The sequence below is a fragment of the Amycolatopsis sp. 2-15 genome (assembly GCF_030285625.1).
GTDB lineage: Bacteria > Actinomycetota > Actinomycetes > Mycobacteriales > Pseudonocardiaceae > Amycolatopsis > Amycolatopsis carbonis.
The window spans coordinates 1,397,489-1,423,387 of record NZ_CP127294.1 but is presented as its reverse complement, the minus strand read 5'-3'; the positions used below and the strand labels follow the sequence as shown (position 1 = coordinate 1,423,387).

Sequence of the window (25,899 nt, the reverse complement as noted above, 5' to 3'; positions counted from 1 at the left end):
CCCCAATGTGGCGTTGGTTGCGTTGAGCGCACCCAATGCGGCGTTCGGTGCGTTGAGCGCAACGAACGCCACATTGGGGCGCTTGGGTCAGGAGAGAGCGGCGTGGGTGGCCGCCAGTGCGTCCACCAGGATGTCCAGGCCCTCCTGCGCCTCGGCTTCCGTGAGGGTCATCGGGGGGCCCAGGCGGAGGACGTTGTTGTGCAGCCCGCCCTTGCCGATGAGGACGCCGCGGGCGCGGGTTTCCTCCAGCATCTGCTTGGCGGCCGCCGGGTGCGGGGTGGTGGTGCCGGGCTCGACGAGTTCGATGCCGACCATCAGGCCCTTGCCGCGGACCTCGCCGATCAACGGGTTCGAAGCGGCGCGCAGGCCGGAGAGCAGCTGCGAACCTCGAGCGGCGCAGTTGGCCTGCAGGTCGTGGTCCTTGATGTAGTCCAGTACCGCCGTCGCGCCGGCCATGGCGACGGGGTTGCCGCCGAACGTCGAGATGGACTGGGCGTTGATGGCGTCCACGACGTCGCCGCGGCCGACGACGCCGCCGATGGCCAGGCCGTTGCCGAGGCCCTTCGCGAAGGTCATGAGGTCGGGCACGACGTCGTGGGACTGGATGCCCCAGAAGTGCGAGCCCGTGCGGCCCCAGCCCGTCTGGACTTCGTCGGAGACGAACAGGATGCCGTAGGAATCCAGCACCTCCTTCATGGCCTTGAACAGGCCGTCCGGCGGCAGCGAGAAGCCGCCGACGCCCTGGATCGGCTCGGCGACCAGGCAGGCGACGTCGCCGGAGGTGGCCGTCTCGAGGATGTCGACGAGGTCGGCCACGCAGGCGTCGATGTAGGCCGCGTCCGACAGGTCGCGGAACGGGCTGCGGTAGCGGTAGCCGCCGTGTACGTAGTTGACCTTCACCGGCGAAAGCGACGACGCGGACCACCCGCGGTTGCCCGTGATGGCGATCGTGCCGAAGGACCGGCCGTGGTACGAGTTGCGCATCGCCAGGACCTGGTTGCTGCCGCGGTACTGCGTGGCGAGCATCAGCGCGGTGTCGTTGGCTTCGCTGCCGGAGTTGGTGAAGAAGACCTTCGCGTCCGGGATGCCCGACAGCGCGGCGATCCGCTCGGCGAGCTCCACCTGCGAACGGATCAGGTACAGCGTGGACGTGTGCAGCACGCCGGTGTCGAGCTGCTTGCGCACGGCGTCGCTGATCTCGGCGACGTCGTAGCCCATGGAGTTGGTGAGCACGCCGGCGAAGAAGTCGAGGTACGTGCGGCCGCTGGAGTCGGTCACGCGCCGGTCCTGCGCGTGGACGATCTCGATCGGCTCGTCGTAGAACAGCGCCATCCAGGACGGCAACACCGCTCGGTGCCGGGCGAGCAGCTCGTCGGTCATGTCGTTCTCCATCCGTCTCGGCCTCTTCGGAGTATGGGCAGCGCCGGAAACGGGCGACAACGATCAGACTGCTCCGTCCTCGGACGAGGGCCGCACAGTTTGTCCGTGGACGGCCAACCCGAAACCGCGTCGAGCGGCGGCCCGGCCTGCGACTACCCTTTCTTCCGTGATTGACCCCAGGACTCTGCGCGAAGACCCGGAAGCCGTGCGCGCGTCGCAGCGTGCCCGTGGTGAGGACGAAGGAGTGGTCGACAAGCTGCTCGGCTTCGACTCCCGCCGCCGCTCCGCGATCGCCAACGCCGACAAGCTGCGGGCCGAGCAGAAGTCCGTGAGCAAGCTCGTCCCGAAGGCCGCCCCCGACGAGAAGGCTTCGCTGCTCACGCGCGCAAAGGAGCTGTCCGCCCAGGTCAAGGCCGCCGAAGTCGAGCAGACGGAGGCATCGGAGGAGTTCGACCAGCTCTTCCGCACCGTGCCGAACCTGGTGCACCCCGACGCGCCCGTCGGCGGCGAAGACGACTTCACCGTGCTCAAGACCGTCGGCGAGCCCACGAAGTTCGACTTCGAGCCGCGCGACCACCTGGACCTCATGGAGGGCCTCGGCGCCGTCGACATGGAGCGCGGCGTCAAGGTGTCGGGCTCGCGGTTCTACTTCCTCAGCGGTGTCGGCGCGCAGTTGCAGCTCGGGCTGCTCAACATGGCCATCGCGCAGGCGCTCGAAAACGGCTTCACGCCGATGATCACGCCCTCGCTGGTGCGCCCGGAGATCATGGCCGGCACCGGTTTCCTCGGCGCCCACGACTCCGAGGTCTACCGCCTGCGCGACGACGACCTGTACCTCGTCGGCACCTCCGAGGTCCCCCTCGCCGGCTTCCACGCCGACGAGATCCTCGAGCTCGGCGACGGCGCGCGCCGCTACGCCGGCTGGTCGTCGTGCTACCGCCGCGAGGCCGGCTCGTACGGCAAGGACACCCGCGGCATCATCCGCGTGCACCAGTTCGACAAGGTCGAGATGTTCGTCTACACGACGCCCGCCGAGGCCGAGGCCGAACACCAGCGCCTGCTCGGCTGGGAAGAGCAGATGCTCGCCAAGATCGAGGTGCCCTACCGCGTCATCGACACGGCCACGGGCGACCTCGGCACGTCCGCCCACCGCAAGTTCGACTGCGAGGCCTGGGTGCCCACGCAGGAGACCTACCGAGAGCTGACGTCCACCTCCAACTGCACCACCTTCCAGGCCCGCCGCCTGTCCGTGCGCTACCGCGACGACAACGGCAAGCCCCAGATCGCCGCCACCCTCAACGGCACGCTGGCCACCACGCGCTGGATCGTCGCGATCGTGGAGAACCACCAGCAGGCCGACGGCTCGGTGCGCGTGCCCGAGGCCCTGCGTCCCTTCGTCGGCGGGCGCGAGGTGCTGGAGCCTATGAAGAAGCGCTGATCGGAGTGTTTTACGCGGCCGGGGCCCTGTGGGGTCCCGGCCGCTGCCGTTTCCGCGGATAGCCGGTGCGAGCCCGGTGCGCCCGCTAGGGTTCGGGCGCGAGGAGGAAACGCCGATGGGGTTCAGGGGAGTCCGGGCGGCCGTGGCCGGGGCCGGAGTGGCCGCGGTGGTGGCCGGGTGCACGGTGCGGGTCGGGGGCGTCGCGGAGCCGGTGCCCGGGCAGGGGCCCGTGCAGCAGGTCGTGGACGCGTGTTCGCTGGTCGACCAGCAGCAGGCCGACGCGCTGGGCTACCGCGGGCCCGGGAAGGGGCAGGCGGCGAGCGAGAAGCTGCGCACGCCCGCGATGTGCCTGTGGAGCAGCAAGGACGACAGCGCGGCGTTGACCATCCTCACCGTCGGCTGGGCGGTGGACCAGTCGCTGGACGACTACCTCCAGGGCGCCGTGGTGAAGGCCCCGCCCTTCGCGTCCGGCGGGTTCCAGTGGACGCGCTACGGCTCGTTCATCCCCGGCAGCTGCGACCTCTACACCACGCTCGGCCCGAAGTCCTACGCGTTCGTGAGCGTGTCCAACCCGGACGAGACCAAGGCGTGCGACGCGGCGAAGCAGGCGGTGCCGCAGGTTGCCGCGCACCTGCCGGGTGGGCAGCCCGCGCCGCAGATCACGCCGACGGCTCCGAGCAGTGCGGCGCCGCCGAGCGGGCCGCTGGTGGGCCTGGACCCGTGCACGCTGCTGAAGCCCGACCAAGCCGCGTCGCTGCACGTGGCGCCGCAGGGTGAGAAGCAGAACTCCAGCGTTGTGCCCAACGCGGTGTTCTGCCTGTGGGACGACACCGACGGCGATCGCGGCCAGAAGGCCTTCGAGGTGTGGCTCGGCCCCGACCTGCCGATGACGCAGTGGCCGGGCATGGACGTGCCGCCGGTCTCGACCATCGAGGCCGACGGTCACCACTGGTCGATCTTCGGCAACTTCAACGACTCCGGCGGCGTCAACTGCGGAGCCGGGTTGGCCGTCACGCCGACGTCGTCGATCCAGATCGTGTCGGGTTATCTCGACGACCCCTCGAAGGCGTGCGACGCCGTCAAGGCGGGAGTTCCCCTGGTGTCGGGGAACCTCCCGGACTGACCATCGTTAGTGGACTGTCGCGTCAGGACACACCGGCCGGGCGGCGCGGCCCGGCCGGGCCGGTGCGCGCCACCGGGATGTTGCGCGACGCGGGGCGGGCCGGGCGCTGGGGCGACGGGGCGCGGCGCGTCGGCTCCGAGGCGTTGGTGTCGGCCGGCGCCACCTCGATGTTCACCGCCACTTCGTCGCCGCCGATCTCGCGGGTGATCCAGGCGCCGGACTCGACCATCACGCCCAGCGTCTTCACGTCGAGCGAGTTGATGCGCGAGCGGTACCAAGCGTCGTCGGCCAACGCGCCCATGCGGCCCTCCAGCCGGGACTTCACGGCCAGCAGCCGCTTGTACAGCGTGTCGGCCAGCGCCTGGCGGTCTTCCTTGCTGGTGAGGCCGGCGCGGATGCGGTCCTCGATCCCGCGCGGCAGGCCGTTCTCGTCGGGGATCAGCATCGTCGTCCAGGCGCGCGACTTCTCGCGGTACTGCAGCTGCTGCATCAGGCCCTCGTGCGGGGCGAAGTCGGCGGCGCGGAACGCCCGCCCGGCCCAGCGGGACGCGAGGTTCGCGGCGAGCGACTGCACGCTCTTCACGCCGGTGTTGAGGCCGCGGCCCGGCCAGAAGTGCAGCGAGTTGGCGGCGTCGCCGAGCAGGAACGCGTACGTGGAGGGCGCGAGCTGCGCGGTGAACTTCGGGTTCTGCTGCATGCCCAGCTTGAACGACGTGATGCCCACGATGTCGCCCATCGTCGCACCGAAGAACTTGACCCCGTCGGCGATGCGCGGCCACAGGAACGACAGCTTGTCCACCGACGGCTTGAACACCGAGCGGTGGCGGTCGCACACGAACTTGTCGCCGTCCGGGCGCATGGTGCAGCCGAACTTGCCGATGCACGGCACAGGGCCGTTTTCGCCGTAGGCCAGGACTTCCGAGGCCTCCTCGGCGGTGAGGCGCATGTTGATGAAGCCGCCGCCGAGGGAGTTGAACAGGAAGCGGTTCTGGCACACGGTGAGCGGCACGGTGTGCTCGTCGGGCACCTTCCCCTTGATGCGGATGCCGAGCACGGTCTCGTCGAGCGGCGTGCCGCCCACGGAGTAGAGGTCGCGGCTCGACGGGCCGAAGGCCTCCTTCAGGTCCTCACGCGTCTTCGACCGGGCGCCGTCGCAGATGGCGAGCACGTCGAGGCCGTCCCAGGACTTCGGCTGCGCGTACGGCTCGGGGACGAGCTCGATGCCGTAGAAGTCCTGCGCCATCTCCAGCAGGCAGTCTTCGATCCAGCGGACCTTGATGTTGCGCGGGCGGCCGCGGTGCGTGGGGGAGTCGGGGCCGAGCGGCCACATCTCCGAGTAGTTGCCGGGGGTGAACAGGCGGCGCCGCACGAGCATCGGCAGCTGGCCCCACACGTTGCTCTGCAGCGTGACGACCTGCTCGCGGCGGTTGTTGCCCTCCGCTGTGCCCTGCCAGGCGATCCGGCCGTCGCGCCGCATCCAGCGGCGGTCGAACACGCGGATCTTGACCTTGTCGCCCAGCATCGACCGCAGCGTGCACGCGAAGATCAGCCCGACCGGGCCACCACCGGCCACGTCGACCCGCAGCGGCCGGGGCGCACCGGGGCGAGCGACCGCCTGAACCACCCGGCCCAGGTCCACGGGGCCCTGGCCGCTGTGCGGCTTCAGGAACGTCGTGGCCGGCTCACCGAAGTGCGAGGCGTTCTGGTTCATGGCGTCCGGGACCTCCAGCGTGATCTTCCGCGTGCGGCCAACACACGGAACGCCGGCCTGGACGGTTCACGGAAATCCCAGAAATTTTTCGCGAACTTGTTTGCGCAGCTCAGGCGGCTACTTGATCGGCGATGTGCTTCGCGATCTCCAGCGCGCTCGTCGCCGCGGGGCTCGGTGCGTTGAGCACGTGGACCTGGTCGCGCGCGGTCTCGATGAGGAAGTCGTCGACGAGCGAGCCGTCGGGACGCAGCGCCTGGGCCCGCACGCCGGAGCCGTGGCGGACGATGTCGTCGTCCGCCACGGCGGGCACCAGCCGGGCGAGGCTCGCGGCGAAGCGCTTCTTCGAGAACGAGCGCAGCACTTCTTCCAGCCCCGTCGGGTACGCGTACTTGCGCGCCAGCCGCCACGCGCCGGGGAAGCGGGCGACGTCGGCGAGGTCCTTCACGGAAACGTCGGCCCAGCGGTAGCCCTCGCGGCGCAGCGCGAGCACGGCGTTGGGGCCGGCGTGCACACTGCCGTCGAGCATCCGCGTGAGGTGCACGCCGAGGAACGGCAGCGTCGGGTCGGGCACGGGGTAGATGAGGCCGCGCACGAGGTGGCGGCGCTCGGGCTTGAGCTCGTAGTACTCGCCGCGGAAGGGCACGATGCGCGCGCTCGGGGTGACGCCGGCCAGCTCGGCCACGCGGTCGGACTGCAGGCCGGCGCAGTTCACGAGCGCGTCGGCCTGGATGACCTCCGTGCCGGTGGCGACTTCCACACCACCGTGGGCGCCGGGGCGGATGCCGAGGACCTCGGTGTCGAGCCGCAGGTCCGCGTCGGCCTCGTCGAGCAGGCGCACGAGCGCGGCGCAGACGGCCGGGAAGTCGATGATGCCCGTGGACTCCACGCGCAGCGCGCCGACGCACGCCACCTCGGGCTCGTACTCGCGCGCCTCGGCGGGGGTGACCTTCTTGGCCGGCACGCCGTTGGCCTCGGCGCGCTCGGCGAGGATGTTCAGGGCCGGCAGCTCCGCGTCGCTCGTGGCCACCACGAGCTTCCCGCACACCTCCACAGGCACGCCGTACTGTCGGGCGAAGTCCACAATGGACCGATTGCCGGCCACGGACATCCGCGCCTTGAACGAGCCCGGTTTGTAGTAGAGGCCGGCGTGGACCACGTTGGAGTTGTGCCCCGTCTGGTGTGCCGCCCAGCGGCTCTCCTTCTCGAGCACCGTGACGTCCTGCCCCCGCTGCGACAGCTCCCAGGCCACGGCCAGGCCGACGATTCCGCCACCGATCACCACCACGTTGCGCACGGACGGAAAGGCTACGCGACCTCGGCGTCGGTTGCGTAGCCCAAGTGGTCTGAAGTGCGGTTTTTCACGGATCAGGTGACTTGTTGACGAACTCCGGTCCGAAGTGGACTTCCGCCCACCGCGGACCGGAGCGCGGTCACTCGGCCGGATCTTCGAGCACCTTCGGCACCCCGCGCAGCGCGAACCACGCCACGCCCGCGACCAGCACCATCAGGCCCGCGGCGCCGAGCATCGTCACCTGCAGGCCACCGATGAACGCGTGCTGCGCGGTGTGCAGCAGCTGCGCGCCGGGACCGGCCGGGAGCTGCGCGGACACCTGCGCGGCGCCGGCCAGCGTCTCGCGGGCCGGCGCCGGGACGTCCGCGGGCAGGCCCTGGCGGTACAGCGAGCCGAGCACGCTGCCGAGCACCGCGATGCCGAGCGCGCCGCCGAGCTCCGTGGCCGTCTCGGAGACGGCCGACGCGGCGCCGGCGCGGTGCTTCGGGACCACGCCGAGCACGGTGTCCGTCGCGACGGTGAGGATCAGCGCGAGCCCGATGCCGAAGACCACCATCGTCACCACGAGGTACGCATACGCGGTGCCGACGTCTGTGCGGCTGTAGAGCACGAACCCGATCGCCGACGACAGGCAGCCGAGCGTGACCGTGCCGGCGCGGCCGAGCGACTTGATCAGCACGGCGCCGAGCGTGCCGCCGATCAGCGCGCCGCCCATGCCCGGCAGGCCCGCCAGGCCCGACTTCAGGGGCGACCACCCGTTGACGAGCTGGAAGTACTGCGTGGAGATCACGCTCACGGCCAGCTGCGCGAACATGGCGAGCACGGTGGTCACGACCGTCGCGGAGAAGGCGCGGTTGCGGAACAGCCGCAGGTCCATCAGCGGCTCGGCCAGCCGCGGCTGGCGCAGCACGAACGCGAGCAGGCTGCCGGCGCCGAGGACCGCCGCCGCGTAGACGTCCCAATGGTTCAGGCCCTCGTACGCGATCTCCTTGATGGTGTAGACCACGCCGAGGATGCCCACGAGCGACAGCGCGACACTGAGGCCGTCCAGCCGCCCGGGCACGGGGTTGCGCGACTCCGGCAGCACGAAGATCCCGACCGCGATCACCACGACGACCACGGGCACGTTGATCAGGAACACCGAACCCCACCAGAAGTGGCTCAGCAGTGCGCCGCCGATGAGCGGGCCGAGGCCGAACCCGAGGATCGTCAGCCCGCTCGACACGCCGATCGCCGCCGTGCGCTCCTTGCCGGTGAAAGTGTTGCGCAGGATCGACAACGTCGACGGTATCAGCGTCGCTGCGCTCGCCCCGAGCAGGATCCGCAACACGATGAGCAGCTCGGCACTCGGCGCGTACGCCGTGGCCACCGAAACCAGCCCGAACACGGCCGCGCCGGCCAGCAACAGCCGTTTGCGCCCGATGCGGTCGCCGATGTTGCCCGCCGTGATGAGCAGCCCGGCCAGCGCGAACCCGTACCCGTCGGCGATCCAGAGCGCCTGCGTAGTCGTCGGCCGCAGCGACTCGGACAACGCCGGGATCGCCAGGTGGAGCACCGTCATGTCGACGGCCGTGAGGATCTGCACGAGCACGCAGACGCCGATGATGGCAGCTTTGCGCGCCGGCGTCAGGGCTCTGTCCGGGGTGGTTGGTGCGTCGGTCATGGTCATGGTGGGCCTCCGTGGTTCGCTCTGGCCCTCACGCTCCCGGGCCCCGCTGACGACCTACGCACGAACGACGCACGATGGCTGACAGTGCAGGTCAGTGGGGGTGTTGCGATGTCGCTGCTTGCTGATCGACCGCCAGGCCCACTCTCCGCGCGCAGGTGACCCGCCGGCTCGGAGGCGTCGGAAGAAGCTGTTGTTTCCAGAGCCGGCCGAAGGTTTCGGAACGTTCGCTCGTCCCAGGCGATGGTGTGGTGCAGCCGGCCCCGCCGAGAGTGACCCGCGGCTGGTCCAAGCCATGGACTCCGGAACGTGGACTACGGAGCGATCCCCGCCGCCGTCAATGCCTTCTGCACCGTCAGCTCCCGCCCGTTGGCGTAGTACCGGTCGTAGCCCGCGCCCAGCAGAGCGCGGGCGCGGTCGGCGACCTCGGCGACGTCCGGTTGGCCCGCGACCTCCGTGCCGCGGGCGGCGACGGCGGCGCCGAGCAGCATGGCGGCTTCCTCGGCGTGGTCCTCCAGTAGCGCGGCGCCCGCGACGCACTCCAGGGCCGAGGCCAGCACGGTGCTGTCCTGCCACTGGTGCGCCGCCTCCACGGCTTCGCGCATGAGCGCGCGGGCTTCGGAAGCGTTGCCCGATGCGACGGAGACCCAGCCCAGCGCGATGGTCGCGGCACCGCGGACCGCGGCGACCGAGAAGGAGCCGCTGGTGCATTCCGCCAGGGCGCGTTCGGCCAGAGTTCGAGCGTCCGCCAAGTCCCCGTTGCGGCGTGCCAGGGCCGCCAAGCCGACGTAGCCCGAGGCGCGCGTTTCCGGCATGCCTGACCGTCGAGCCAACGAGATCACGCGCGAGTAGTCCTCGCGGGCGACCGCGACGTCGCCGCGGAGGGCGCGGCTGTCGGCGCGGCGGCAGAGCAGGTCGGCGTAGTCGTCGGCGGCGCCGAGTTGCTGCATGAGGTCCATGGACTCGGTCATGGCGGCCATAGCCTCGTCCCAGTGGCCGCGCCACGTGAGCAGCTGCGACAGGTGGTCGAGCGACATCGACAGGCCCCAGCGTTCGCCGAGGGCGCGGTAGCGGGACTCGCCCTCGCGCAGCTTCGTCTCGGCCAAGTCGAGGTCGCCGGTGAGCATCGCGCGCAGGCCCGTGCCCATGGGGACGAGCGCGCTGCTCCACGGGTCGCCGCCGGCCATGATGCTGCTGCGGGTGAAGAGCGTCGCCTCGTCGGCCGGCGGGCCGATCACCACGCCCAGCAGCAGGCTCAGCGTCGGATGCCTTGGTGCCCAGGCGACATCGAGCGCGTAATGCTCCACTGTGGACTGGTACGGCAGTGTCGCGTCGTGGCCGGGGGCGCCGGACATCGCGTTGAGCACGCACATCAGGAACTGCTCCTCGTACCCCTCGGGAGCAACCGGGCCGCAGCGCTTCACGACCTCCAGCGACAGCATCGCGCCCTCGTAGCGCCGGCCGCGCATCCACCAGTACGTGGCCAGCGCGGCCGTCAGCCGCAACGCCGTGGGCAGGTCCGCGTCCGTCGACCACCGCAGCGCGGCGACGAGGTTGTCGTACTCCGCGTCGAGCCGGTCGAGCCAGCGCAGCTGGTCGGCGGTGCGCAGCAACGGGTCGGCTTCCTCGGCCAGCCGCAGGAACTCCGCAGCATGCGCCGACATGAACCGCGCCGTTTCGCCCGCGCCCTCGAGCTTCTCCGCGCAGAACGCGCGGATCGTCTCCAGCATGCGGTAACGATCGCCCGTGGTCTCGACCAGTGACTTGTCCGCCAGGCCCGGCAACAGGTCGACGGTGTCCGGCACATCGCAGACGAGCTCGGCCGCCGCCAGCGTCGCCCCGCCGGAGAACACGGTGAGCCGGCGCGCGAGGCGGCGTTCGTCGTCGTCCAGCAGCTCCCAGCTCCACTCCACGACGCCACGCAGCGAGCGGTGCCGCGTCTCCGCCGTGCGGCTGCCCCGCGCGAGCAGGTGGAAGCGGTTGTCCAGCCGCGCGGCGATCTCGCCGACCGGCAGCGTCCGCACGCGCGCCGCCGCCAGCTCCAGCGCGAGCGGCAGGCCGTCGAGCGCGGCGCAGATGTGCTGGACGTCGCCGATCGTGTCCTCGTCCACGCGGAACGCCGGGTCGCTCGCGGCCGCGCGGTCGGCGAACAACCGCACGGCCGGGAACCCCAGCGCCTCGGCCGCGGGCGTGCCCGGCGGCGGCACCGCGAGCCGCGGCACGGGCGCCAGCTGCTCACCGGTGATGCCGAGCGGCTCCCGGCTCGTCGCGAGCACCCGCAGGCCGGGGCACGCGGGCAGCAGGCGCGCGAGCAGCCGCGCGGCCGCGTCGACCACGTGCTCGCAGTTGTCCAGCACCAGCAACGTCGATTGGTCACGCAGCGCCGACACCAGCCGTTCCACCGGGTCCTGCACCCCCGAACCGCGCAGCGGCGACGCACCTTCACGCAGCCCCAGCGCACTCAGCACGGCCTGCCCCACGTCGTCCGCGACGTGCGGCGCCAACTCCACGAACGCCGCCGACCCGGCATGAGCCGTCGCGACCTCCACGGCCAGCCGCGTCTTCCCGGTGCCACCAGGCCCCAGCAACGTCACCAGCCGCGCGCGCCGCAGCAGCTCGCCGACCTGCCGCAGCTCACCGTCGCGGCCGACGAAGCTGGTCAGCTGCGCGGGCAACGGCGAAGACGCGGACGCCGGCTCGCTGCGCAGCGCGGCCAGATGCGCCTCGGCCAGCTCGGGCCCGGGGTCGGCGCCGAGCTCGTCGGCCAGCGTGCGGCGCGCGTCCTCGAACGCCGCCAACGCCTCGGCCGAACGGCCTGCCGCGTGCAGCGCGCGCACGAGCTGGGTGCGCGACCGTTCCCGCAAGGGCGCGGCGACGACGGCCGCCCGCAGCTCGTCGAGCACCTCCGCGGCGCGGCCGAGCGTGATCTCCGCGTCGACGCGGTCGCTCGCCGCATCCGCGTGCAGCTCGTCGAGACGGGTTGCCTGTGTTGCGGCGAAGGGCGCTTCGGTCACGTCGGCGAAGGCCGGCCCGCGCCACAACGCCAACGCTTCGCCGAGCAGGTCGCTCGCGTGGGTGGCGTCGGCCGCCGCGAGCTCGCGCCGCCCGTCGCCGGCCAGCCGCTCGAACCGGTGGACGTCGACCTCGTCGGGTTCGACCACGAGCCGGTAGCCCGCGCCCGTGAACTCCACCGGCGCCACCGTCTTCAATGCGCTGCGCAGCCGCGAGACCTGTGACTGCAGCGCGTTGGCCGCGCCGTCCGGCGGTTCCTCGCCGTAGAGGCCGTCGATGAGCCGCTCCGCCGGCACGAACCGGCCCGCCTCCAGCGCGAGCTGCGCCAGCAGCGCCCGCACCCGGGGACCGCCCACGACGACCGGCTCGCCCGCCGCGTCCCACGCCGTGACCGTCCCCAGAACCCCGATCCGCATGCGGCAAGACTAGGCGCTCCGCCCGCCCGTTACCGGCAGGTTTCGTCCCCACGCCCGGCTCGGCGGAGCGCGTCTCTACACTTCGGGGCGAGCTAGCGCAACGTGTGGTGGTGCGAGGAACAAACTGGAGTGGGGATGTCTGGACAACCGGCCGACCAACAGGTGCTGCTCGGACGGCCGACGGTCGGCGAGGAGGAGCTGGCGGCCGTCGCCGAGGTGTTCCGCTCCGGCTGGCTCGCCGGCGCCGGTCCCGCGTGCCGCCGCTTCGAGGAACGGTTCGCTCAGGTCACGGGCACCGCGCACGCCCTGACCACCAGCAGCTGCGGCGCCGCGCTGTTCCTCGGCCTCAAGGTGCTGGGCGTGCGGCCCGGCGACGAGGTCATCGTCGGCGACTACACGTTCCCCGCCACCGGCCACGCCGTGCTGCAGGCCGGCGCGAAGCCCGTGTTCGCCGACATCCGGCCTGACATTTTCAGCGCCGACCCGGCCGCGATCGAAGCCCTGATCACGCCGCGCACGGTCGGCATCCTCGCCGTCGACGTCGCCGGTCTGCCGGGTGACTTCGACGAGTACCGCGCCATCGCTGACAAGCACGGCCTGTGGCTGTTCGAGGACGCCGCCTGCTCGTCCGGCGCCACCTACAAGACGCGCCCGGCCGGCAGCCTCGCCGACCTCGCCGCGTTCTCCTTCCACGGCCGCAAGGGCATCACCGCGGGCGAGGGCGGCGCGCTCGTCTCGAACCGCGAAGACCTCATCGCCCACGCGCGCAAGCTGCACACCTACGGCATCGAGCCGGCCATCAGCCGCGAGGGCTCGGGCACGCTGCCGATCCCCGAGTTCCACGAGCTGGGCTGGAACTTCCGCCTGTCGGACATCCAGGCCGCCATCATGGGCGTGCAGCTCGACCGGCTGCCCGACCTGCTCGCCGCCCGCCGCTCCGTGGCGAAGCGCTACCACGAGGCCTTCGCCGACGTCGACCAGCTCACCGCGCCCGTCGAGCTGCCCGACCGTGAGCACCCGTGGCAGGCCTACCTGCTCACCGTCGCGCCAGAGGTCAGCCGCGACGCGCTGGCGCTGCGCATTCGCGAACAGGGCGTGCAGTGCAACTTCGGGACGTACGCTTCACACCTTCAGCCGGTGTACGGCGAGCAGCAGCCGCTGCCCGTCTCGGCTGACGCGTTCCGCCGGCAGCTGGCGATTCCGATGCACGCGGAGTTGACCGAAGCCGAGGTGGACCGCGTGGTGACGACCGTGCGCGAAGCCGTCAACGCCCTGGCCTGAAGCCCGAAGACCGTGACCGCCGAAGACACCGCCGACCGAGGAGAGACCGCGACCATGTCCGAGAAGAAGGTGTTCTTCACCGGCGGCGGTGGATTCATCGCCGCGCACGTCATCCCGCTGCTGCTGGACGGCGGGTACACCGTCCGCATCTTCGACAACATGACCCGCGGCGACCGGGCTCGCGTGAACGACTTCGTGGCCACCGGCAAGGTCGAGCTGGTCGAGAAGGACGTGCGGTACGGCGGCGCGGTGCGCGAGGCCATCCGCGGCTGCTCGCACGTGATCCACTTCGCCACGGTCTCGATCAACAAGTCGATCGCCGACCCGCACGAGTCGATCGACATCAACATGACCGGCAACCACAACGTCTTCGCCGCGGCGGCCGACGAGGGCGTCGAGCGCCTGGTGTTCGCGTCCACCGCTTCGGTTTACGGCGAGCCCAAGCGCCTGCCGATGCACGAGGACGACGAGTTGCGCCCGCTCACGCCGTACTGCATCTCCAAGCGCGCCGGCGAGGACCTGCTCGGCTTCTACGAGCGCACCAAGGGCCTGTCTTGGAACGCGCTGCGCTTCTTCAACGTGTACGGCCCGGGCCAGAAGATCGAGGCCTACTACACGTCGGTGATCAACCACTTCATCCAGCGCCTGCGCGCCGGCCAGCCGCCGATCATCGACGGCCGCGGCGACCAGTCGATGGACTTCGTGCACGTGAGCGACCTGGCCCGGTCGGTCGTCGCCGCGCTGGAGTCGGAGCAGTCGAACCTGCCGATCAACATCGGCACCGGCGTCGACACCTCCATCGCCACGCTGGCGAAGATCCTCATCGAGGCCGTGGGCGTCGACGTGCAGCCGCAGTTCAACGAGCGCGATGTGCTGGTGTCGCGGCGCGCCGCGGACATCACGCGGGCGCGGGAGATGCTCGGCTGGGAGCCGACCATCACGGTCGAAGAGGGCATGCGGGCGCTGGTCAGGGATTCCGAGTGAGCTCCGCCGACGCACTCTTTCCCGTGGAGGCGGCATGAGCTCCGCCGACGCACTCTTTCCCGTGGAGGCGGCATGAGCTCCGCCGACGCACTCTTTCCCGTGGAGGCGGCATGAGCTCCGCCGCGGGCCCGGCCCAAGGACGTGCGATGCGCATCGCGGTGGTGAACAACTTCTTCCCGCCCCGGGTGGGCGGCAGCGCCCACATGTCGGCGTCGCTGGCGGGCGAGTACGCGGCGGCCGGCCACGAGGTCCTCGCGATCACGGCGGCCTACGGCGACGCGCCGGCCGACGAGCAGCGCGACGGCTACCGCATCGTGCGGCTGCCCGCGGCGAAGATGCCGCAGCTCGGCCTGTCCATCGACTTCGACCTGAGCTTCGCGTCGCTCAAGCCAGGAAACTGGCGGCGGCTGCGGAGGCTGCTGGACGAGTTCAAGCCCGACGCGGTGCACCTGCACGGCCAGTTCTTCGACCTGTCGTGGCTGGCCGGGTTCTACGCGCGGCGCCACAAGCTGCCCGTGCTACTGACCATCCACACGCTCCTGATCAGCGACAACAAGCTGTACTCGCGCGTGTTCCGGATGCTCGACGCGGTGCTGGTCAAGCCGGTGCTCAAGTACATCCGGCCGCGCTACGTCATCCTCGACAAGCTCGGCGTGGACTACTGCGTCGAGCGCTACGGCACGAGCGACGCGAACTCCGAGTACTTCCCGATCGCCGTGGACACGGGCAACTTCGCCAAGCCGGTCACGAAGGACGTGCGAGCGGAGCTGGAGCTGGGTGACGGGCCCGTCATCGTGTCTCTCGGCCACGTGATCCCGCTGCGCAACCGGCTGCCGCTGATCGAGGCCTTGCCGGCGATCCTCGAACGGCACCCAGGTGTGCGCGTGGTGATCGTCGGGCGCGTCTACCACGACGCGTTCCTCAAGCGCGCCGAAGAGCTCGGGGTGGCCGAAGCCCTGGTCGTGACGGGTGCGGTGCCGAAGGAAGACGTGCCGGCGTACTTCGCGGCGGCCGACATCGTGACCCACGACCTCAACGGCGGCTGTGGCACCGCGTCGCTCGAAGCGATGCTGTCCGGCACGGCCACCATCGCGTCGGTCACGGAGGACAACTACCCGGGCATCGAGCTGCGCAACGGCGAGAACATCCTGCTGGTGCGCCCGGACGACGCCCAGGCGGTGCAGGAGACCGTGTTGTCGCTGCTGGACGACCCGGAGCTCCGTTCGCGGCTCGCGCAGCGCGAAAGTGCCATGGTCCAGGCCAACTTCGGCCTCGATGTCGTGGCCGAGGAGCACCTGCGCGTATTCTCGAAACTGGTGGCGGATCACGATGTTCTTCGATGACGACCGCAGCAACCGCCTGCGGCCGATGATCCTGAACGACCTTGTCTCGCAGTACATGAACGACGCCGAGCGGGCCCGCTTCTTCGGGCTGCCCGAGTCGTGCCGCGTGCGCGAGCGCGTGAAGATCGTGAGCCCCGAGAACCTCACCATGGGCGAGCACTGCTGGATCGGCGAAGGCGCGACCCTCGACGCGAGCGGCGGCCTGGAGATCGGCGAGCACACCAGCATCGGCCTCAACACGCTCATCTTCACGCACTCGAGCTGGCTCGCGAACATGACGCTGCAGAACCACTCCGGCAGCGATCTGATCGAGCGCAAACCCGTGAAGATCGGCAAGGGCTGCTTCATCGGCGGCCTGGTCGTCATCATGGCCGGCGTGACGATCGGCGACTTCGCCACCGTGCAGCCCAACTCGGTGGTGGCCAAGGACGTCCCGCCGCGCACCTTGGTGGCCGGCAACCCCGCGCGCGTCTTCCAGCGCTACGACGAGGAGTACATCCAGTCCGAAGTGGAACGCGTCCGGACGGAGAACGCCCGCCGCCGCGCGCTGTCGGACGACCCCTCCGGCTGGGGCTCCCCGGCGGGGGACTTCGGCGGGTAACCTTTGAGAGGGCCGGTGAACGCGGACGGTAACTCTCGACACTGTTCCGGTCACTGAAAGTGAAGGAGTTTTCATGAGTGCCCTCGAGTGGCCTCACCACCTCCTGACCCTCGACGACTGGGCGGAACTTCCGGAGACCTCGGAGTTCCATGTCGAAGTCGTCGAAGGGGTCCTCGCTGTGTCGCCGCGCCCGATGTCGTTGCACCAACTGGCCATTGGGTGCTTGCCGTTCGTCCTCAACTCGCAGCTTCCGAAAAATCTGCGCGCGGTGCCTGAGATGGAGATGGTGGTCGAATCGTCGCCGCTGACGGTCCGAGTGCCGGACGTCTTGGTGGGGTCGGCCGAAGTCATCCGGGCCAACGTTCCGAGGATCGCAGCCTCGGATGTGTCACTGGCCATCGAAATCCTTTCCGAAGGCACCAAGCGCACCGACCAGGTCACCAAGCACTTCGAGTATGCCGATGCCGGCATCGAGCATTACTGGATCATCGACCTCGACGCACCCGTCAGCATGATCACCTATCGTCTTGTCGACGGCGACTACGAGAACTTCGGCGAGCACTCCGGCAAAGTGGAGCTCGAAGTCGCGGGCGCGCCCGTCGTGCTCGACCTGGACGTGCTCGCAGAGGACGGCGTGCAAAAGCTCTAGCGGCGGCAACCTCGCGTGCACCCAGCCGTCCCGTAGACGTGGAGATCGGGGGCACGCGGGTGGCGCGCAGTGACGACGAGTTCGCCGAGTTCGTGCAGGCCTCGTCGAACCGGCTCACGCACGCGGCGTACCTGCTGACCGGCGACCGCCACCAGGCCGAGGACGCCGCGCAGACCGCCTTCACCCGCACGTACGCCGCGTGGTCGCGCGTGCGTCGCAAGGACGCTTACGCGTACGCCCGGACTGTGCTGGTCAACCACGTGATCGACGGCTGGCGCCGCCCGCTGCGCGAGTACGCGTCCGAGGAAGTGCCAGAGCGGCCGACGAGCCAGGACGTCGCGCAGGCCGTGACGCAGCGCGAGTGGCTGACGTCCGCGCTGGCGCGGCTGACGGGCCGCGAGCGGGCCGTGGTGGTACTCCGGCACTTCTTCGACCTGCCGGAACAGGCGGTGGCCGATGAACTGGGCGTGTCAGTGGGTACCGTCAAGAGCACGAACTCGCGGGCGCTCGCGAAGCTGCGGGTGGACGCCGGGCCGGAAGACGTGCTGATCGGAGGGAGCGGGCGGTGAACGACCTCGACAAGCTGCGCTCCGCGTTGCGCGAACAGCCCGACCAGCCGTTCGCCGCGCCCGACCTGGGGCGGATCATCACCGAAGGCCGGCGCATCCGTCGGCGCCGGAGGATCGCCACGGGCGCGGGAGCGGCCGCCGCGGTGGCCGCCGTCGTCGGGATCGTGTTCGGGGCCGTCGCCCTGCGTGCGCCGGCCGAGCCGAGGCCGGTGCCCGTCGCCGCGCCGCCGTCCGGCAACCCGGTGACGTCGAGCGCGACACCGCCGCAGACAACGATGGACCAGCCGCCGAAGTCGGTGACCCAGCCCTACGGCGACGTCATCCACACCGGAATCAAGACCGCCAACGGCGAGCTCGTCTTCTACGCGACCAAGATCGACGACAACGCGGCCCTGCCTGACGTGCACTTCGGCATCATGGCCGCGGTCCAGACCAAGACCGGCTACCTGTCGCTCTACGCCGGCAACGAGATCCGCGGCGCAGACCGCTCGTTCGGCTTCCACGCCACCGCGGGCGGCATCGACGCCGGCGGCACCTGGGTGCCCGTGTACGGCTATTTCTCCGGGCCCGCCGTGAAGATCGTCAGTACCGTGCACGGCAAGCCGGTGCAGGCACGGACCGCGTTGTGGAGCGTGGACCCCAGCGTGGTCGTGTTCTGGTTCGACCAGCGCGAAGTGCCCGACCCCGCCGTACTGACCCCGTTGGTCGCGTACGGCAAGGACGGCACCCGTCTCACGAAATGACTAAGCGGCAGCCTGCGTGAGCACCTGCGCCACCACGTGGTGCGACGGCAGGATGAGGTCGCGCTCCACGTCGGCGTCGATCTTGCCTTCCAGCAGGTCGAGGAACCGCTCCAGCTGCGTGGCCAGCGGCTCGCGCGCGGTGACCAGCTCGGGAATCTCGATCACGGTCTGCTGCCGGTAGCCGAGGCCGTCCGGCGTCACGGAGTCGTGCGACACGTGCCGATAGATCGTCACGTCACGGCGCAGCAGGTCGATCTCGATCAGCCGGTCCAGCTCGGACACGACCAGCGACCGCACCTTGCGCTGTCCCAGCCGCGACGCCGAGACCGTGGCCAGGCCGGTCGGGAACGACAGCACCGTCTCGATGGTGTCCTCCGCGCCTTCCACCGAGTTCGGGTGGAAGTAGCCCGCGCCTGAGGTGACGCGGGCCGGCGTGGCGCCGCCGAAGAACTGGATCGCCAGGTCGACGTCGTGCACCAGCAGGTCCCACGCGACGCCGGTCTTGATGCGCGGCGCGTACGGGCCGTGGCGGCGCGCCATGAGGTGCACCGGCTCGTTGATCAGCGCCCGGGCCGTCATCACGGCCGGGTTGTAGCGCTCGAGCAGGCCGCACATCAGCGGCACGTCCTTCTGCTCCGAGAGCGCCACGATCTCCTGCGACAGCTCGAGGCTGTTGCACACGGGCTTCTCGACGAGCATCGGCTTGCCCTGGCCGAGGATCTCCTGCGCGAGGTCGTAGTGCACCTCGGTGGCCGACGCGAGCACCACGGCGTCCACATCGGACAGGGAGCCGAGCTCCGGCGTCCACTGCGTCTCATAGCGCTCGGCGACGGCGCGGCCGGCTTCCTCGCGCGGGTCGATCACGCGGACGAGGTCCACGCGCTCGTTGGCCGCCAGCACGCGGGCGTGCAGCGAACCCATGTTGCCCGTGCCGATGAGGGCGATGCGGTGGGTCATGCGCCGAGCACCTCGCGAACCGTCTCGATGATCTTGTCGAGCTGCCCGTCGGTCAGGTGCGGGTGCACCGGCAGCGAAAGCGCCTGCGCCGCGACGGCCGAGGCCACCGGGAAGTCGTTCACGTCGGCGCCCGGGATCAGCGGGTGGCCGCGGTAGCAGTCGTAGTCGAACACGATCTTGGGGTAGTAGATCCCGTTGCCGATGCCGCGCTCGGTGAGCGAGGCGGCCAGCTCGTCGCGCGAGAGCATCGCGTGCGGGCCCACGAGCACGGTGTACTGGTGCCACACGTGCTCACGGCCGGGCAGGACCTGCGGGATCTCGAGGCCCGGCGTGCCTGCCAGCCCCTCCGACAGCCGCTTCGCGTTGGCCTGGCGGGCCGCGGTGAGCTGGTCGAGCTTCTCCAGCTGCGGGATGCCGACGGCCGCGTGCAGGTCCGTCATCCGGTAGTTGTGGCCGGCCATCTCGTACTGGTAGCGGGCGCGCATGCCCTGGTTGCGCAGCACGCGCAGCTTGTCGGCCAGCACGTCGTCGTCGGTGGTGATCACGCCGCCCTCGGCGGTGGTCACGTTCTTCGTCGCGTAGAGCGAGAAGCAGCCGATGCCGTACGAGCCGGCGGCGCGGCCCTCGAAGGAAGCGCCGACGGCCTGGGCCGAGTCCTCGATGATCCGCAGCTCGCGCTCGGCGGCGAGCGGGGCGAGCTTGCCCATGTCCGCCGTCTGGCCATACAGGTGCACCGGCATCAGGACCTTGGTGCGGTCGGTGATGGCCGCGGCGGCGTCGGGGTCGATCGCGAAGTCGTCGCGCCGGATGTCGGCGAACCGGACGGTGGCGCCGGCCTCGAGGATGGCGTTCAGCGTCGCGACGAACGTGAACGGCGAGGTGATCACCTCGTCACCCGGTGCCAGGTCCAGCGCCTGCAGTGAGGCGACCAACGCGGTGGTGCCGTTGTTCACGGCGATGGCGTGCTTCGTGCCCGCGACGTGCGCGAAGGCGTCCTCGAAGCGCTTGACCATCGGCCCCTGTGCGATGGCGCCGGATCGCAGCACCTCGACGACGAGGTCTTCCGCGTCACGGACGTCGACCACGGTAATGGGGATCATCGGCAGTCTCTCTCGGCAGGCGATTTCGATGCGTCCGGTACAGTGCAGTGCGCTCAGGCCGCGAGGCCGGAGAGCCGCCGGTTCTGCGCCCGGCCGCCCTGCGTGAACGCGGGCCACACGTTACCGGGCGCCGCCGCCTGCCCCAGACCCCAGGCCGCTCGGACCCGACAGCGGCTTACGAAACGGAACGGATCACCAGCGTGGCCAACCGGATCCACCCCACCGCAGTCATCGGCGAAGGCGTCGAGCTCGGCGACGACAACGTGATCGGACCGTACACGGTGATCGTCGGCCCGACCAGGATCGGCGACGGCAACTGGATCGGTCCGCACGTGACCATCGGCACGCCGGGCGAGGACCGCGGCGGCCCGCACCCCGTCGCGTGGGAGAGCGCCCCGGCGGGTGACCCGGCCGCGGACGGCCACGGCGTGGTGATCGGCAGCCGCAACCGCATTCGCGAGTACACGAGCATCCAGCAGGGCACCTGGCGGGCTTCCGCGCTCGGAGACGACTGCTACGTGCTGCGCGGCAGCCACATCGGGCACGACGTCGTGGTCGACGACCAGGTCACGCTCGCGTGCAACGTGCTGCTCGGCGGGCACACCCACGTGTGGTCGTTCGCGAACCTCGGCATGAGCACGGTGGTGCACCAGGGCGGCAGCATCGGACCCGGCGCGATGGTCGGCATGGGTTCGGCGGTCCGCCGCGAGGTGGGTGCGTTCACGATCACCGTAGGCAACCCGGCTCGCGCGACAGGCGTCAACGTCGTGGGCCTGTCCCGGCGCGGCCTGGACGAGGCCGCCGTCGAAGCCCTCTCGCCGTGGGTGAAGGGCAAGGGCGACCTCCCGGCCGACGGCCTGCCCGATGACCTCTCTACCTTGGTCAAAGCGTGGGATGCCCGCCCGCGCGACGAACACTAGGAGCTGTGAAATGTCTGTGTCAGACGCTCAGGCCGCGGGGCCGGGAATCGCCCCCAAACTGCGCGAGGTCTTCGTCGAGGCGCTCGACCTCGACGGCGACGTGGACGTGGAGAACCTGAAGTACCGCGACATCGAGGCGTGGGACTCGGTCGGCCACATGGCACTCGTCGCCGCCATCGAGGACGAGTTCGACGTCGAGTTCGACACCGATCAGGTCATCGACATGTCGAGCTTCAAGGTCGCGGTGGACATGGTCACCGACCTGCGGTCGAAGAATGACTGACCTGACCGGTCGCGTCGCGCTCGTCACGGGTGGCACGCGGGGGATCGGGCTGGCCACGGTGCGCGCGCTCGTCGAAGCCGGCGCGACGGTGGTACTGACCGGCCGCGACGAGGCCCGGGCGAAGGAGATCGCCGCCGAGGCCGGCGCCGCCGCCGGCCTCGCGCTCGACGTCACCGACGCCAAGGCGGTCTCGTCGCTGGTGCGGGGCGTGGCCAAGGAGCACGGCGCCCTCGATGCCGTGGTCGCCAACGCCGGCATCCTCGAGGACGCGCTGCTGGGCATGATCAGCGAAGACCTGGTCGACCGCATGCTGCGCACGAACGTCGGCGGCACGATCAACACCGTGCAGGCGGCGTCGCGGGTGATGAGCCGGCGCAAGTCCGGTGCGATCGTCGTGCTGGCCTCGATCGTCGGCGAGAACGGCAGCGCCGGCCAGACGGCGTACGCCGCGTCGAAAGCGGCTGTGGGCAACATCGCGAGGTCCGCGGCGAAGGAACTGGGCCGGCACAACATCCGGGTCAACGCCGTCGCGCCCGGCGTCATCGAGACCGACATGACGTCCCACCTCGGCGAGAAGGTCATCGCCGAGCGCATCGAGGACACGGCGCTGTGCCGGCTCGGCAAGCCGGAAGAGGTCGCGAAGGCGATCCGCTTCCTGGTCAGCGACGAGGCGTCCTTCATCACCGGACAGGTGCTGGGGATCGACGGAGGCTTGGTGCTGTGACGCTGTGGGGTGCGGGTGCCCGGCTGGTCGACGCGGCCGGGGGCCGCACACTGGCGGGCGACGAGCTGGACGCGGAGGTCGCGCGCGTCGCGGTCGCCCTCGGTGAGCTGCCGGCGGGTGTGCTGTTCGCGCGGATGTCCGTCGACGTGGCGAGCGTGCTGCGGTACCTCGGCGCCGTCGAGGCCCACCGCGCGGTGGCGCTGATCGACCCGGCGCTCGACGCCGACGTGCTCGCGGGCCTGATCACGCGCTTCCGGCCCGCCGCCGTGCTGGCCGCGCCGGACGCCCCGGCGCCCGAGGGCTACACGGCGTCCGGTGAGAACTGGCTGCGCGAGTCGGCCGACGGCGTGAAGCCGCACCCCGACCTCGCCGTGCTGCTGCCGACCAGTGGTTCCACCGGCAACCCCAAGCTCGTGCGCCTGTCGCGCAACGGTTTGCTCGCCAACGCCGAGGCCATCGCCGAAGTGCTGGACGTCGACGCCGACGAGATCGCCCCCACCTGCCTGCCGCTGCACTACAGCTACGGCCTTTCGGTGCTGAATTCGCACCTTGTGCGTGGCGCGACTGTGGTGATCGAAGCGTCGGGCGTGCTCGGCCGCGGATTCTGGGACGCGGTGAACGAGTACGGCATCACGTCGCTGTCCGGCGTGCCGTACCACTACGAAATGTTGCGGCGCCTCAAGTTCGACCCCGCGAAGTACCCGACCCTGCGCACGCTCACGCAGGCCGGCGGCAAGCTGCGCGACGAACTCGTGGTGGAGTTCAACGACAAGATGCGCGCGGTCGGCGGCCGGATGTACGTGATGTACGGCCAGACCGAGGCCTCGCCGCGCATGACCACCGTGCCCGCCGAGCGTCTCGCCGACAAGATCGGCTCCGCCGGCCCGGCGCTGCCCGGCGGCGCGTTCTCCGTCCGCCGCGACGACGGAGTCGAGACCACGCACCCCAAGATCGTCGGTGAGATCGTCTACCGTGGACCCAACGTGATGATGGGTTACGCCGACGACGAGGCCGGCCTGGCCGCGGGCGACGAGTGCGGCGGGCTGCTCGCCACCGGTGACCTCGGGTACCTCGACGAAGAGGGGTACCTGTTCATCACCGGGCGGCTCAAGCGCATCGGCAAGGTGTTCGGCAACCGCGTGAGCCTCGACGACCTGGAGCAGGCCGTGCGCCAGGCCGCGGTGGGCATCGACGTGGTGGCGGCCGTGCCGGCTGGCGACAAGGTCGTGCTGTGGGCCGAGCTGCCCGAGGGCGACGGCGCGAAGGCGATCTGCAAGGACGCGTCGCGCGCGTTGTCGGAGCGGCTGCACCTGCACACCAGCGGGTTCGACGTGCGGCCGATCGACACGGTGCCGCTGCTGGCCAGCGGGAAGATCGACTACCGGTCGTTGGAAGGACGGGTATGAGTGTGTTCACGCGCTCGCAGGCCGAGCGGGAGGCACAGCTGCTTCCCGAGCTCGCGGAGCTGACCGCGCACCACCGCGCGAGCTCCGAGGGCTACGACCGGATCCTGACGTCGCTCGGAATCGCGCCGAACGCGCCGTTCGCCACGATCGCGGATCTGCCGTGGCTGCCGGTGCGGATGTTCAAGACCCACGACCTCAAGTCCATTCCGGATGACGAGGTGTTCAAGACCCTCACGTCTTCGGGCACCACCGGCGCCGGCGCGTCGCGCATCTACCTGGACAAGGACGCGGCGGGCGCGCAGACCAAGCAGCTCGGCGCGACGCTGCAGGAGGTCCTCGGCGGCGAGCGGCTGCCGATGCTGATGGTCGACACCATCGGCATCATCAAGAACCGCCGCTCGTTCTCCGCGCGCGGCGCCGGTGTGCTCGGCATGGCCAACTTCGGCCGCAAGCACACGTACGTGCTCGACGAGAACGACCAGCCCGATGTCGAGGCCGTGAAGAAGTTCCTCGCCGAGTACGGGGACAAGCCGTTCCTGATCTTCGGGTTCACGTTCATGGTGTGGCTCTACCTCTACGAGGTGGCGCGCGACCACGGTTTGGACCTGTCCAACGGCATCCTCATCCACTCCGGCGGCTGGAAGAAGCTGATCGACCGCGCCGTGGACAACACCGAGTTCCGCCGTCGGTTCAAAGAGGACACCGGGCTCACGCGGATCCACAACTACTACGGGATGATCGAGCAGATCGGCACCGTGTTCCTCGAAGGGCCGTCGGGAAACTCCCTGTACTGCCCGGATTTCGCCGACGTCGTGATCCGTGACCCGGAGACGTGGCAGGAGCAGCCGGTGGGCAAGCCGGGCGTGATCGAGGTCGTCTCGACGTTGCCGCGGTCGTACCCGGGCCACGTGCTGCTGACCGAGGATCTCGGTGTGTACAACGGCATCGACGACGGTGACTGGCCCGGCAAGCACTTCTCCGTGCTGGGGCGCCTGCCGAAGGCCGAGGCGCGCGGGTGTTCGGACACGTTCTCGGGGGCCGCCGCATGACCTCCTTGGAGCAGCGGTTCCCGGTCGCGGAGCCGGTCGAGGTCGGTTCGCTGCTGGACGAGGTGCGCGCCGAACCGTCCGGTGGCCGGCTCACCGTGGGTGACCCGCGCGTGGTCGAGTTCGTCACGAAGTTCGCGCGCAAGCTCCTCGCGCCCGCTCTCGCGCGGCGTTACCCGGAGCTGGCCTCGCTGGGTTTCTTCCTGCGAAAGGGAGAACTGGCGAAGGCACTGTCCACTTTGGAGACCTCCGGCGACTCGCTGCGGTTCCCGCGCGGGCTCGTGTTCCACGTGCCGCCGGCCAACGTCGACACGATCTTCGTGTACTCGTGGGCGCTTTCGGCGCTGGCGGGGAACTCGAACGTCGTGCGGGTGTCGTCGCGTTCGGCCGGGGCGGCCGAGGCCGTGCTGGAAGCGCTGAACGCGGCGCTCGACGACGTCTCGCCCGAGGCCGCCGACGTCATCCGCGCGACCCAGCGCATGGTCACCTACGACCGCAGCGACGAGGTCAGCGGCGCGTTGTCGCTGGCCGCCGACCTGCGCGTGATCTGGGGCGGCGATGGTTCCGTCGCCGCGCTGCGCAAGTACCCGCTGGCGCCGCACGCGCGTGACCTCACGTTCCCGGACCGCTCGTCGTTCGCCGTCGCGTCGGTGCGCGGCTGGCAGGAGGCCACGCCGGAGCAGCGGCGAGGCGCGGCCGAGGGGTTCTACAACGACTCGTACTGGTTCGACCAGGCGGCGTGCTCGTCGCCGCGGGCGGTGTTCTGGGTCGGCGACGCGGCCGGCGCGCGCGTGGCAGGCGAGGAGTTCCGGGCGCTGCTGGCGTCGGTGCTCGAGGCCAAGCAGCACGTGACCGAGCCGGCGATGGCCGTGCAGAAGCGCGTGTCGGCCTACGGCGCGGCCGTCGACGGGCTCGTGTCCGCGATCTCGTTCGACGGGAATTCCCTGGCCACGCTGGAGCTCACCGACGCCACCGTGATGCCGCGCGAGTGGCTCGGCGCGGGCACTTTCGCCAACGCGCACCTCGCCTCGTTGGGTGAACTCGTGCCGCTGGTTCTGCGCAAGGACCAGACCGTGGCCCAGTTCGGATTTACCCGCGACGAGCTGGTGGAGTTCGTGACTGAGCTGGCCGGGCGCGGGGTCGATCGGGTGGTGCCGTTCGGTTCGGCCTTGACGTTCGCGGGCGTCTGGGACGGTTACGATCTGCTTGCCGAGTTCAGCCGTCTGGTCACGGTGCAGTCCTGACCAGCGGTGACG

Annotated in this window: 22 protein-coding genes; 15 read left to right on the top strand and 7 right to left on the bottom strand. The window is 70.4% G+C overall.

The genetic code is table 11. From position 1 onward, the window contains the following. Window positions 1-87 precede the first annotated feature (87 nt). On the bottom strand, window positions 88-1,380 hold the full coding sequence (locus QRX50_RS07075) for an aspartate aminotransferase family protein (RefSeq protein WP_285971155.1): 1,293 nt from the start codon (window positions 1,378-1,380) through the stop codon (window positions 88-90). Between the two features lie 166 nt (window positions 1,381-1,546). Here QRX50_RS07075 and serS point away from each other — a divergent pair, with 166 nt between their 5' ends. Both serS and QRX50_RS07065 read left to right on the top strand, forming a co-directional pair. Next, window positions 1,547-2,818, top strand: a complete 1,272-nt coding sequence (gene serS, locus QRX50_RS07070) for a serine--tRNA ligase (protein ID WP_285971154.1) — start codon at window positions 1,547-1,549, stop codon at window positions 2,816-2,818. A gap of 115 nt (window positions 2,819-2,933) precedes the next feature. Then, window positions 2,934-3,941 carry a DUF3558 family protein gene (locus QRX50_RS07065; RefSeq protein WP_285971153.1) on the top strand — a complete coding sequence of 336 codons (1,008 nt, stop codon included), beginning with the start codon at window positions 2,934-2,936 and terminating at the stop codon, window positions 3,939-3,941. 22 nt (window positions 3,942-3,963) lie between these two features. Here the strand turns inward: QRX50_RS07065 and QRX50_RS07060 are convergent, their stop codons facing one another. The 4 genes from QRX50_RS07060 to QRX50_RS07045 all read right to left on the bottom strand — a co-directional run bounded on the left by QRX50_RS07060 (window position 3,964) and on the right by QRX50_RS07045 (window position 12,037). Next, entirely contained in the window at window positions 3,964-5,652 is a 1,689-nt protein-coding gene (locus QRX50_RS07060; protein ID WP_285971152.1) for a hypothetical protein, read from the bottom strand. Window positions 5,653-5,761: 109 nt separating this feature from the next. Next, window positions 5,762-6,946, bottom strand: coding sequence for an L-2-hydroxyglutarate oxidase (lhgO, locus tag QRX50_RS07055; protein WP_285971151.1), 1,185 nt, complete (start codon window positions 6,944-6,946; stop codon window positions 5,762-5,764). A gap of 136 nt (window positions 6,947-7,082) precedes the next feature. Beyond that, window positions 7,083-8,612, bottom strand: a complete 1,530-nt coding sequence (locus QRX50_RS07050) for an MFS transporter (RefSeq protein WP_353074097.1) — start codon at window positions 8,610-8,612, stop codon at window positions 7,083-7,085. 311 nt (window positions 8,613-8,923) lie between these two features. Next, a complete protein-coding gene (locus tag QRX50_RS07045; protein WP_285971150.1) occupies window positions 8,924-12,037 on the bottom strand; it encodes an AfsR/SARP family transcriptional regulator in 3,114 nt (1,037 codons plus the stop codon). A gap of 135 nt (window positions 12,038-12,172) precedes the next feature. Between QRX50_RS07045 and QRX50_RS07040 the strand changes: the two genes are divergently transcribed. The 7 genes from QRX50_RS07040 (at window position 12,173) to QRX50_RS07010 (ending at window position 18,207) form a co-directional block, all read left to right on the top strand. After that, entirely contained in the window at window positions 12,173-13,318 is a 1,146-nt protein-coding gene (locus QRX50_RS07040; RefSeq protein WP_285971149.1) for a DegT/DnrJ/EryC1/StrS family aminotransferase, read from the top strand. A gap of 54 nt (window positions 13,319-13,372) precedes the next feature. Then, the gene (locus QRX50_RS07035; RefSeq protein ID WP_285971148.1) at window positions 13,373-14,302 is read left to right on the top strand and encodes an NAD-dependent epimerase/dehydratase family protein; all 930 of its coding nucleotides are present in this window, start codon (window positions 13,373-13,375) and stop codon (window positions 14,300-14,302) included. Between the two features lie 146 nt (window positions 14,303-14,448). Continuing rightward, the gene (locus tag QRX50_RS07030; protein ID WP_285974382.1) at window positions 14,449-15,645 is read left to right on the top strand and encodes a glycosyltransferase family 4 protein; all 1,197 of its coding nucleotides are present in this window, start codon (window positions 14,449-14,451) and stop codon (window positions 15,643-15,645) included. Beyond that, window positions 15,632-16,246: an acyltransferase gene (locus QRX50_RS07025; protein WP_285971147.1), complete on the top strand. Its 615-nt coding sequence runs from the start codon at window positions 15,632-15,634 to the stop codon at window positions 16,244-16,246. Before QRX50_RS07030 ends, QRX50_RS07025 begins: the two co-directional genes overlap by 14 nt. Window positions 16,247-16,319: 73 nt before the next feature. Beyond that, complete coding sequence (locus QRX50_RS07020; RefSeq protein ID WP_285971146.1) at window positions 16,320-16,895, top strand: Uma2 family endonuclease; 576 nt, start codon at window positions 16,320-16,322, stop codon at window positions 16,893-16,895. Between the two features lie 59 nt (window positions 16,896-16,954). Further along, entirely contained in the window at window positions 16,955-17,464 is a 510-nt protein-coding gene (locus tag QRX50_RS07015) for a SigE family RNA polymerase sigma factor (protein WP_285974381.1), read from the top strand. Next, window positions 17,461-18,207 carry a hypothetical protein gene (locus tag QRX50_RS07010; RefSeq protein ID WP_285971145.1) on the top strand — a complete coding sequence of 249 codons (747 nt, stop codon included), beginning with the start codon at window positions 17,461-17,463 and terminating at the stop codon, window positions 18,205-18,207. The genes QRX50_RS07015 and QRX50_RS07010 overlap by 4 nt, the downstream gene beginning before the upstream one ends. Here the strand turns inward: QRX50_RS07010 and QRX50_RS07005 are convergent, their stop codons facing one another. Further along, window positions 18,208-19,164 carry a Gfo/Idh/MocA family protein gene (locus tag QRX50_RS07005; RefSeq protein WP_285971144.1) on the bottom strand — a complete coding sequence of 319 codons (957 nt, stop codon included), beginning with the start codon at window positions 19,162-19,164 and terminating at the stop codon, window positions 18,208-18,210. Next, window positions 19,161-20,264, bottom strand: coding sequence for a DegT/DnrJ/EryC1/StrS family aminotransferase (locus tag QRX50_RS07000; protein WP_285971143.1), 1,104 nt, complete (start codon window positions 20,262-20,264; stop codon window positions 19,161-19,163). The genes QRX50_RS07005 and QRX50_RS07000 overlap by 4 nt, the downstream gene beginning before the upstream one ends. A 200-nt stretch (window positions 20,265-20,464) precedes the next feature. Between QRX50_RS07000 and QRX50_RS06995 the strand changes: the two genes are divergently transcribed. Genes QRX50_RS06995 through QRX50_RS06970 form a run of 6 tightly spaced genes read left to right on the top strand, consistent with a single transcriptional unit; the run spans window position 20,465 to window position 25,887 of the window. Beyond that, window positions 20,465-21,184, top strand: a complete 720-nt coding sequence (locus tag QRX50_RS06995; RefSeq protein WP_285971142.1) for an acyl-ACP--UDP-N-acetylglucosamine O-acyltransferase family protein — start codon at window positions 20,465-20,467, stop codon at window positions 21,182-21,184. Between the two features lie 10 nt (window positions 21,185-21,194). Further along, the gene (locus tag QRX50_RS06990) at window positions 21,195-21,467 is read left to right on the top strand and encodes an acyl carrier protein (RefSeq protein ID WP_285971141.1); all 273 of its coding nucleotides are present in this window, start codon (window positions 21,195-21,197) and stop codon (window positions 21,465-21,467) included. Beyond that, window positions 21,460-22,191: an SDR family NAD(P)-dependent oxidoreductase gene (locus tag QRX50_RS06985; RefSeq protein ID WP_285971140.1), complete on the top strand. Its 732-nt coding sequence runs from the start codon at window positions 21,460-21,462 to the stop codon at window positions 22,189-22,191. Before QRX50_RS06990 ends, QRX50_RS06985 begins: the two co-directional genes overlap by 8 nt. Next, complete coding sequence (locus tag QRX50_RS06980) at window positions 22,188-23,597, top strand: AMP-binding protein (RefSeq protein ID WP_285971139.1); 1,410 nt, start codon at window positions 22,188-22,190, stop codon at window positions 23,595-23,597. The genes QRX50_RS06985 and QRX50_RS06980 overlap by 4 nt, the downstream gene beginning before the upstream one ends. Next, the gene (locus tag QRX50_RS06975; RefSeq protein ID WP_285971138.1) at window positions 23,594-24,646 is read left to right on the top strand and encodes a LuxE/PaaK family acyltransferase; all 1,053 of its coding nucleotides are present in this window, start codon (window positions 23,594-23,596) and stop codon (window positions 24,644-24,646) included. Before QRX50_RS06980 ends, QRX50_RS06975 begins: the two co-directional genes overlap by 4 nt. After that, on the top strand, window positions 24,643-25,887 hold the full coding sequence (locus tag QRX50_RS06970) for an acyl-CoA reductase (RefSeq protein WP_285971137.1): 1,245 nt from the start codon (window positions 24,643-24,645) through the stop codon (window positions 25,885-25,887). Before QRX50_RS06975 ends, QRX50_RS06970 begins: the two co-directional genes overlap by 4 nt. The last annotated feature ends 12 nt before the right edge of the window (window positions 25,888-25,899 follow it).